This is a genomic window from Sphingomonas sp. Leaf25 (assembly GCF_001421635.1).
Taxonomy (GTDB): Bacteria; Pseudomonadota; Alphaproteobacteria; order Sphingomonadales; family Sphingomonadaceae; genus Sphingomonas.
Genome location: NZ_LMKU01000030.1, coordinates 205,317 through 214,465, shown reverse-complemented (window position 1 = coordinate 214,465; position 9,149 = coordinate 205,317). Strand labels below are relative to the sequence as shown.

Annotated in this window: 10 protein-coding genes; 8 read left to right on the top strand and 2 right to left on the bottom strand. The window is 67.1% G+C overall.

Annotation, left to right across the window (positions count from 1 at the left end; translation table 11 throughout):
• Positions 1-50 precede the first annotated feature (50 nt).
• Both ctaD and coxB read right to left on the bottom strand, forming a co-directional pair.
• The gene (gene ctaD, locus ASE78_RS14875) at positions 51-1,700 is read right to left on the bottom strand and encodes a cytochrome c oxidase subunit I (protein ID WP_055758941.1); all 1,650 of its coding nucleotides are present in this window, start codon (positions 1,698-1,700) and stop codon (positions 51-53) included.
• Between the two features lies 1 nt (position 1,701).
• On the bottom strand, positions 1,702-2,883 hold the full coding sequence (gene coxB, locus ASE78_RS14870) for a cytochrome c oxidase subunit II (RefSeq protein ID WP_235515098.1): 1,182 nt from the start codon (positions 2,881-2,883) through the stop codon (positions 1,702-1,704).
• Positions 2,884-3,095: 212 nt separating this feature from the next.
• On the opposite strand from coxB, the gene pyrE reads away from it, so the two are divergent.
• From pyrE to ASE78_RS14830, 8 genes are read left to right on the top strand one after another with little or no spacing between them, the layout of a single operon-like run.
• Complete coding sequence (gene pyrE / locus ASE78_RS14865; protein WP_056498112.1) at positions 3,096-3,677, top strand: orotate phosphoribosyltransferase; 582 nt, start codon at positions 3,096-3,098, stop codon at positions 3,675-3,677.
• Positions 3,674-4,402: a pyridoxine 5'-phosphate synthase gene (locus tag ASE78_RS14860; protein WP_056498109.1), complete on the top strand. Its 729-nt coding sequence runs from the start codon at positions 3,674-3,676 to the stop codon at positions 4,400-4,402. Before pyrE ends, ASE78_RS14860 begins: the two co-directional genes overlap by 4 nt.
• A gap of 10 nt (positions 4,403-4,412) precedes the next feature.
• On the top strand, positions 4,413-4,814 hold the full coding sequence (gene acpS / locus ASE78_RS14855) for a holo-ACP synthase (RefSeq protein WP_056498107.1): 402 nt from the start codon (positions 4,413-4,415) through the stop codon (positions 4,812-4,814).
• Between the two features lie 11 nt (positions 4,815-4,825).
• Positions 4,826-5,776 carry a signal peptidase I gene (gene lepB / locus ASE78_RS14850; RefSeq protein WP_082467244.1) on the top strand — a complete coding sequence of 317 codons (951 nt, stop codon included), beginning with the start codon at positions 4,826-4,828 and terminating at the stop codon, positions 5,774-5,776.
• On the top strand, positions 5,773-6,411 hold the full coding sequence (maiA, locus tag ASE78_RS14845; protein ID WP_056498105.1) for a maleylacetoacetate isomerase: 639 nt from the start codon (positions 5,773-5,775) through the stop codon (positions 6,409-6,411). Before lepB ends, maiA begins: the two co-directional genes overlap by 4 nt.
• A 42-nt stretch (positions 6,412-6,453) precedes the next feature.
• On the top strand, positions 6,454-7,374 hold the full coding sequence (locus ASE78_RS14840) for a hypothetical protein (protein ID WP_055758962.1): 921 nt from the start codon (positions 6,454-6,456) through the stop codon (positions 7,372-7,374).
• Complete coding sequence (locus ASE78_RS14835) at positions 7,371-7,886, top strand: DUF2141 domain-containing protein (protein ID WP_156351517.1); 516 nt, start codon at positions 7,371-7,373, stop codon at positions 7,884-7,886. Before ASE78_RS14840 ends, ASE78_RS14835 begins: the two co-directional genes overlap by 4 nt.
• A 12-nt stretch (positions 7,887-7,898) precedes the next feature.
• Positions 7,899-9,095, top strand: coding sequence for a glycosyltransferase (locus tag ASE78_RS14830; protein WP_056498103.1), 1,197 nt, complete (start codon positions 7,899-7,901; stop codon positions 9,093-9,095).
• Positions 9,096-9,149: the final 54 nt, after the last annotated feature.

The following is a 9,149-nucleotide window of genomic DNA, read 5'->3' as shown; positions in this document are numbered from 1 at the left end:
CCCGGGATCGCTCCCGGGGCGCTTCGTGTCGCCGATTTTGCCGGAAAGGCTCAGTCCACCTTGGGCAGCGTCTCAAACTGGTGGAACGGCGGTGGCGAGGACAGTGTCCATTCCAGCGTCGTCGCGCCATCGCCCCACGGATTGCCCGCTGCCTTGCGACCGGCCGCCAGCGAGATCACGATGTTGACGAAGAAGAACACCATGCCGATTGCCATGATGACATAGCCCATCGAGGCGATGTGGTTGTAGTAGGCATAGGCGTCCGGGTAATCCGGGTAGCGCCGCGGCATGCCCTGCGCGCCGAGGAAGTGCATCGGGAAGAACATAACGTTCACGCCGATGAAGAATACCCAGAAGTGCAGCTTGCCGAGCAGTTCGTTGTACATCTTCCCCGACATCTTTGGGAACCAGTAGTAGAAGCCGGCGAACAGCGCGAACACTGCGCCCAGCGACAGCACGTAATGGAAATGCGCGACGACATAATAGGTATCGTGCAGCACGTCGTCGACGCCACCGTTGGCCAGTACCACGCCGGTCACGCCGCCGACGGTGAACATGAAGATGAACCCGATCGCCCACAGCATTGGCGTGGGGAAGCGCAAGCTGCCGCCCCACATCGTCGCGATCCACGAGAAGATCTTGATGCCGGTCGGCACCGCGATAATCATCGTGGCGGCGGTGAAATACATCTTGGTATTCACGCTCAGGCCGGTGGTGAACATGTGATGCGCCCACACGACGAAGCCGACCGCGCCGATCGCGACCATGGCATAGGCCATGCCGAGATAGCCGAACACCGGCTTCTTGCTGAACGTCGCGACGATGTGGCTGACGATGCCGAAGCCCGGCAGGATCATGATATAGACTTCGGGGTGGCCGAAGAACCAGAACAGATGCTGGTACAGGATAGGATCGCCGCCGCCCGCCGGATCGAAGAAAGTCGTGCCGAACTTGCGATCGGTCAGCAGCATCGTGATCGCCGCCGCGAGGACGGGGAGCGACAGCAGCAGCAGGAATGCCGTCACCAGCACCGACCACACGAACAGCGGCATCTTGTGCAGCGTCATGCCCGGCGCGCGCATGTTGAAGATGGTGGTGATGAAGTTGATCGCGCCGAGGATCGACGAGGCGCCCGCGAGATGGAGCGACAGGATCGCCATGTCGACGCTGGGTCCGGGCTCGCCATAGGTCGACAGCGGGGCATAGACCGTCCAGCCGGTGCCCGCCCCGTCGCCGAACATCGTGCTGCCCAGCAGCAGCGCGAAGGCGGGGATGATGAGCCAGAAGCTGATGTTGTTCATCCGCGGGAACGCCATGTCCGGCGCGCCGATCATGATCGGCACGAACCAGTTGCCGAACCCGCCGATCATCGCCGGCATCACCATGAAGAACACCATGATGAGCCCGTGCGCGGTAATCAGCACGTTCCAGAAATGGAGCGCCTGATCGCCTTCATGGCCTGACAGCCACGGCAGCCACTGGATACCCGGCTCGGCGAGTTCGAGGCGCATCAGCCCCGAGATCGCCCCGCCGATGATGCCTGCCACGATCGCGAAGATCAGGTAGAGCGTGCCGATGTCCTTGTGGTTCGTCGACATGAACCACCGGGCGAAGAAGCCCGGTTTATGGTCGGCATCGTGATGGTGCGCATGATCGTCGTGCGCGAACGCATGGTGGCCGGGAAGGGCGGTATCGGTCATCTTACTGGTCCACGTTGCCGACGCCGCCGCCGTTGCCGGTGGCGCGCTGGGTGGAGGGAGAGGCGGCCTCGGTCGCGTTGACGACCGGCACGTCCGCCGCATTGCTGGCGTTCGAGGTCGCGTCGGCGGTATCGGCGCCCGGCTGCGGGATCACCGCGCTGGTCGGCGCGGCGGCCTGCGCGGCGCTCGGCAGCGTGCCACCCTTGGCGCGGATCCACTGGTCGAACTGCGCCTGCGACACCGCTTCGACCGCGATCGGCATATAGGCGTGGCGCGCACCGCACAGCTCGCTGCACTGGCCGAAATACAGGCCCGGCTTCTCGATGGTGAAGCTGGTTTCGTTCAGCCGGCCGGGCACCGCGTCGAGCTTCACCCAGAATGCCGGCATCGCCCAGCTATGGATCACGTCGCTGGCGGTGGTGATGAGCCGGATCGGGCGGTTGACGGGCAGCACGATCCGGTTGTCGACCGCGAGCAGGCGCGGACCGTCCGCGGCCGTGCGGAACCGCTGTCCCGGACCCACGTCCTCCTTTTCCTTCAGCATGTTGGCCGTGACCGACACACCGCCGTAGTCGGGATATTCGTACGACCAGAACCACTGGTTGCCGATCGCCTTCAGCGTCACCGCATTGTCGGGCGCGGGCTTGAACTGGCGCGCGAGCAGCCCGATCGAGGGCACCGCGATCGCGGCGAGGATCAGCACCGGCGCGGCGGTCCAGATGACCTCGATCACGGTATTGTGCGACGTCTTGGACGGGACCGGGTTCGCCTTCTCGCGGAACCGGAACGCGACATACCCGAGCAGGAACAGCACCAGCAGCGAGATGGCGACGATCACCGGCATCAGGATGTTGTTGTGAAACGCCTTGGCCTCGCGACCGGTCGGCGTGAACTGTTCCTGCAGGTCGATCTTGCGGTCGACCGGCTGGCCGACCCCCGGCACCGCGACCATGCGCGGCGACCCGTCGTCGTTCTTCATCGGATCGGCGACGGCCGCCGGCGCGGGCGCGGCGGCGGTTGCCGCCGGAGCCGCCTGCGCGGTCGGATTTGCAGCCGCCGATCCGGGGGGCGGCGCACCCGCCTGTGGCGCGGTCGCGGTCGCGCCGCTGCCCGGCGTCACCGCCGCCGGTTGCTGGGCATGGGCACCGCCCGCCAGCGCGGCGGCCGCCGCCAAGATCAACATCCTCGTCCCAAAGCTTCGCATCGTGTCGTGTCACCCCGTTGTGTGGCACGCGGCACGCTTCTTGATCGGCATGGTCGCGTGCGGCGGGCGTTTGGAATCCCTACGCCACAGGGCTATACGCGGCATGTCGTCCGGCCTCAAGCGATGGTTGCAGAGCATGTGCCGCCGGGCGTAGAGGCGCGGCGACTGGCAGACACGGGACGAAGGCAGCCATGAACGACGACGCGATCCTCGACGAATTCCGCGCGGCACAGGCGCTGCTCGAAGGGCATTTCATCCTGTCGTCGGGCTTGCGCTCCTCGCGTTACCTGCAATGCGCCCGCGTGCTGATGGACCCGAAGCGCGCCGCGCGGCTGACCGACGAACTGGTCCGCCGCCTGCCCGCCGACGTGCGCGAGTCGATCGATGTCGTCATCGCGCCGGCGATGGGCGGGGTGATCGTCGGGCACGAGATGGGCCGGTCGCTCGGCACCCCCGCGATGTTCCTCGAACGGCCGACCGGAACGTTCGAACTGCGGCGCGGTTTCGCCATTGATCGCGGCACCCGCGTGCTGATGATGGAGGATGTCGTGACGACCGGCCTGTCGTCGCGCGAGGCGATCGCCGCGATCCGCGCGGCGGGCGGCGAGGTCGTGGCCGCCGCGTCGCTGGTCGACCGCTCGAACGGATCGGCCGATCTGGGTGTGCCGTTCTTCCCGCTGATCCGCCTCGACGTGCCGAGCTATCATCCCGACGCGCTCCCCGCCGATCTCGCCGCGATTCCCGCGATCAAGCCCGGCAGCCGCGCGGCATGACCGGACCTTTACGCCTCGGCGTCAACATCGATCATGTCGCGACCGTGCGCAATGCGCGCGGCTCGGGCTATCCCGATCCGGTGCGCGCCGCGCTGGTCGCCGCCGACCACGGTGCCGACGGCATCACCGCGCATCTGCGCGAGGATCGCCGCCACATCACCGACGACGACATCGCCCGGCTGTCAAGCGAACTCACCGTCCCACTCAACCTTGAGATGGCCGCGACCGACGAGATGCTCGGCATCGCGCTGCGCCACCGGCCGCACGCCGCCTGCATCGTCCCCGAAAAGCGCGAGGAGCGCACCACCGAAGGCGGCCTCGACGCCGCCGGCCAGCACAATACGTTGGCGCCGATGGTGCGCGAACTGGGAGCAGCGCGGATTCGCGTGTCGCTGTTCATCGAACCCGATGCGCAGCAGATCGCCGCCGCCATCGCGCTTGGCGCGCCGGTGATCGAGCTGCACACCGGCCGCTATGCCGAACTGTCGGGCGAGGCGCAGGTTGCCGAACTGCGCCGCATCGCCGATGCCGCCGCACTGGCCGCCAAGAACGGGATCGAGGTCCACGCCGGCCACGGCCTGACCTTCGACAACGTCGTGCCCATCGCCGCGATTCCACAGCTCCGCGAACTCAACATCGGCCATTTCCTGATCGGCGAGGCGATTTTCGACGGCCTAGGGCCGGTGGTGCGGCGGATGAAGGGGTTGATGGAGGACGCCCGATGAGGACCGGGGCATGATCGTCGGCCTCGGCTCCGACCTTTGCAACATCGAGCGGATCCAGGCGTCGCTCGACCGGTTCGGCGACCGTTTCGTCCAGCGTGTCTTCACCGAGGTGGAGCAGGCGAAGGCGGCGCGCCGCCCGTTCACCCGCGCCGGCACGCTCGCCAAGCGCTTCGCCGCCAAGGAAGCCTTTTCCAAGGCGGTCGGCACCGGTTTCGCGCAGGGCGTGTTCATGCGCGACATCGGCGTGGTCAACGCCGCCTCGGGCGCACCGACACTGGCGCTCACCGGTGGTGCTAAAGCACGACTTGACGCGACGATCCCTGCGGGCCACGTCGCGCGGGTACATCTGACGATGACCGACGATCATCCCTGGGCGCAGGCGTTCGTCATCATCGAAGCCATCCCCCAGTAGAAGGACGTTCGATGGCCGACCCCATGGCGCTGGACAGCGGCGCGGACCGTTCCGCCCCCGTGCCGCCGCCCGCCACCGCCGCCACCCCGTCCAAACGGCTGGACTGGAAGGGCGAACTGCGCGGACTGTTCTGGCTGCTGCTGGTGGTGCTGGGCTTCCACAGCTTCGTCGCCAAGCCGTTCTACATCCCGTCGGAATCGATGCTGCCGGGGCTGCGCGTCGGCGACCGGCTGGTCGTCAGCAAATATGCCTATGGCTGGTCCTATGTCTCGCCGACGATCCCCAATCCGGTGGCGATGGTCCGCGACGTGCTCCTCCACGAACCGCAGGCGACGTGGAGCGTGCAGTTGCCCGCATGGCACGGCCGCCTCTGGGGATCGCTGCCGACGCGCGGCGACGTGGTGATCGTGAAGCCGCCGGGCAGCAACACCGATCTCATCAAGCGCGTCATCGGCCTGCCCGGCGACCGGATCGAGGTGGCGGGCGGCGTCGTCTACATCAACGACATCGCAATTCCCCGGAAAGCAATGGGCGATGCGATGATCCCGGTCGACGCCAACACCCGCTGCGACGCCGCGCAATACCCCGGCGCGCTGGTGCGGACCGACAAGGGCGAATTCTGCCGCCTGCCGCTGTACCGCGAGACGCTGTCGAACGGGCGGCAGTACGACACGATCGATCTCGGCTATTCGCGGGGGGACAATTATCCCGCGAAGGTGATCCCGGCGAACCATGTGTTCCTGATGGGCGACAACCGCGACAACAGCGCCGACAGCCGCTTCCCCGAATCGGAGAGTGGTCTGGGCGGCCCGGTGCCGTGGGAGAATATCGGCGGGCGCGCCGAATTCCTCACCTTCTCGCTCGACGGATCGACCAGCCTCGATCCGCGGACGTGGTTCTCCTCGTTCCGCCCGGGCCGCGCCGGCACCTCGCTGGTGCCCGCCACGGGCAAGGCGGAGTGAGCGGCACCACGCTCCACGATTATTTCCGCTCGTCGGCGGGATACCGCGTTCGCATCGCGCTGAATCTGAAGAACGTGGCATATGAGCGGGTCGAGGTGTCGCTGCTGAACGGCGAACAGCGCTCGCCCGGCCATCTGGCGCGCAACCCCCAGGGGCTGGTGCCCGCGCTCGAGATTGGCGGGGGCACGGTGCTCACCCAGTCGCTGGCGATCCTCGACTGGCTCGACCATGCCCATCCCGAACCGCGCCTGTTCCCCGCCGATCCGATCGCGCGGGCGCGGGCGATGGCGCAGGCGCTGGTGATCGTCGCCGACATCCATCCGATCGACAATCTGCGCGTCCTCCGCCGGCTGGAGACGCAATTCGGCGCGGACGCGGCGGCCAAGGCCGACTGGTATCGCCACTGGATCGCGCAAGGGTTCGACGCGCTGGAGGTACAGGCCCCGGCCGATGGCTTCTTCGGCGGCGACACCCCGAACGTCGTCGACTGCTGCCTCGTGCCGCAATGTTACAACGCCCGGCGCTTCGACCTCGACGTCGCGCGCTGGCCGCGCCTTGCCGCCATCGACGCGCGCGCCGCCGGACTGCCGGCGGTTGCCGCCGCCCACCCGGATGCGGTGGCGTCGCGCGCTTGATGCTATGCAGTCGTGAACAGGCAGGATAGGTCAACGGGCGCGATGGCGCTCGATCCTTCCCCCCCGCCGGCCGGCCCGGAACCCGATCTGGCCGGGCTGGTCCCGCTCGAACGCATCCGGCGGCGCTGGCCGCGCATGCTCGGCGCGCTGCTGTCGGGACTGATGATCCTCGGGCTGGCGTGGGAATTGTTCGACCATGGCTGGGCCGGGGTCGAACTCGCCGCGCCCGATTCGCCGTGGTTCTATCTGTTCTTCGCCGCCGCCTATCTTTCACCGCCGCTGTTCGATTTCATCATCTTCCGCCGCTTGTGGAAGCTGCCGTTCGACGGCTTTGGCGCGCTGGTGCGCAAGCGGATCGCGAACGACGTCGTCATCGGTTATTCGGGCGATGTGTTCTTCTATGCGTGGGCGCGCGCCCGGTTGAAGATGGTGACTGCCCCGTTCGGCGCGGTGAAGGACGTGACGATCCTGTCGGGCATCGCCGGCAATATCGTGACCGTCGCGATGCTGCTCCTTGCGCTGCCGTTCGCGTTCGAGCTGTTCACGGCCGCGCAACTGCGCATGCTGGCATGGTCGGCGGGGGTGGCGATCGGCATTTCGGGCTTGCTGCTGCTGTTTTCCAACCGGGTGTTCTCGCTGCCCGCGCGGGTGCTCGGCTGGATCTTCGGCGTGCATTGCGCGCGCCTCGTGCTCGGCTCGCTCGCCTTCGGCATCGCCAGCTATTTCGCGATGCCGGGAGTGTCGATCAAATGGTGGCTGTTCCTTGCCGCCGGGCGGCTGGTGGTCGCCCGCCTGCCACTGTTGCCGAACAAGGACCTTCTTTTCGCCAACTTCGCGATTATTTTCATAGGCCATGGCGAAGCCCTCTCCGATCTCGTCGCGTTCGTCGCGACGCTCACCCTTGCCACCCATGTGGTATTGATGGCGGCATTCGGGCTTCCGGCACTGGCGAGGAAAGAATGATGCGATTGCCCCTGATGGCGGCGGGCCTGGCGCTGGCCGCCGTGTCGCCCGCCGCCGCCCAGTCGATCGGCAGCGATGCCGCCGCGTGTAACGGTGGCCAGGGCCCGGCGATCCGGGTGAACGTCACCGGCCTGAAAGACCGTACCGGACGGTTGAAGCTCGAACTCTATCCGGCGAACGAGGCGGATTTTCTGAAGGACGACCGCGACCTGCGCGCCGAGGGCAAGTTCTTTCGCCGCGTGTGGGGCGACATGCCGGCATCGGGCGCGGTGCAGCTCTGCATCAAGGCACCGTCACCCGGCCGTTACGCGCTGCTGTTCACCCATGACCGCGACGGTCGCAACAAGTTCAATTTCATGCGCGACGGTGCCGGCTTCGTCGGATCGGGCAAGCTCGGCCGCGCCCGGCCGAAACTGGCGCAGGCGATCGTCACCGTGTCCGCAGGCGTCGTGACGGTGAACGTCCGCGCGCAATATCTGCGCGGCCTCGGCGGCTTCGCGCCGCTCGACTGATCGATCCCGGACATGCGCGTCGTCGACGTCAACGAATTCTATTCGCCGACCGGCGGCGGGGTTCGCACCTATATCGATCACAAGATGACGATCATGGCCGAACTCGGCCACGAACTGATCGTCATCGCGCCGGCCAAGGCCAATTCGGTCGAGGAACGCCCCGGCGGCGGGCGCATCCACTGGGTCAAGGCGCCGACCCTGGTGCTTGATCCCAACTACGGCATCTTCGTGCGCGGCCATGCGATCCACGCGCTGCTCGACGAACTGCACCCCGACGTCGTCGAGGCGTCGAGTCCGTGGCGTCCGGCCACCATCGTCGCCGACTGGCCGGGCGATGCGGTGAAAGTCTATTTCGCGCACAACGACAATGTCGGCGCCTATCCCCTGCGTTGGTTCGAGAAGCTGGCCAGCCGCGAGCGGATCGAGGACGCCTTCATGTGGTGGACGCGCTACATGGCCAAATATCTGGCGAAGATGGACGCCTTCGTCACCAACGGCCCCGCGCTCGAAAAACGCCACGCCGCGCGCGGCCTGACGGTCCATGCCTCGATGCCGCTCGGCATCCAGCGTGGCTTCTTCTCGCCCGAACATCGTGACGAAGCGCTGCGCGCCTCGCTGCTCGACCAGCTCGGCCTGCCCGAACACGGCCATCTCCTGCTCGGCCTCGGCCGGCATCATGCCGAGAAGCGCTGGCCGATGATCTTCGACGCGGTCGAGATGGCGGGCGATCACATGCCCGTCGGCATGATCCAGATCGGCAGCGGGGTGCATACCCGTCGCCTCGAACACCGGCTGAAGGACAGTCCGCATATCCAGCTCTTCCGCCCGGTCTATGATCGCGTCCGCCTCGCGCGGATCATGGCGAGCTGCGACGCGCTGATCCACGGATCGGATGCCGAACCCTTCGGCCTCGTCGCGCTGGAAGGGCTGGCGTCGGGCCTGCCGCTGATCGTGCCCGACGAGGGTGGCTGTGCCGAGATCGCCGAGCCGGACTTCGCCGAAACCTATGCCGCGCGCGATCCGCGATCGGCGGCGGACGCGATCGCGCGGATGTTCGCGCGCGACTATCCGACGGTAAAGGCCGCCGCCGATGCCGCCGCCGCCCGCGTCCGCACCGACCGCGACCATGCGATCGACCTGATGCGCTATTACGAGGGGCTGGTCGCGGACAAGGCGCGGCGCTTCCCGAAATGGTTCGCGCGCCCCTGACGACTGCGGGTCAGAGCCTGTCCGAAAATTCGCGGTAAAGCGAATTTCAAGGCG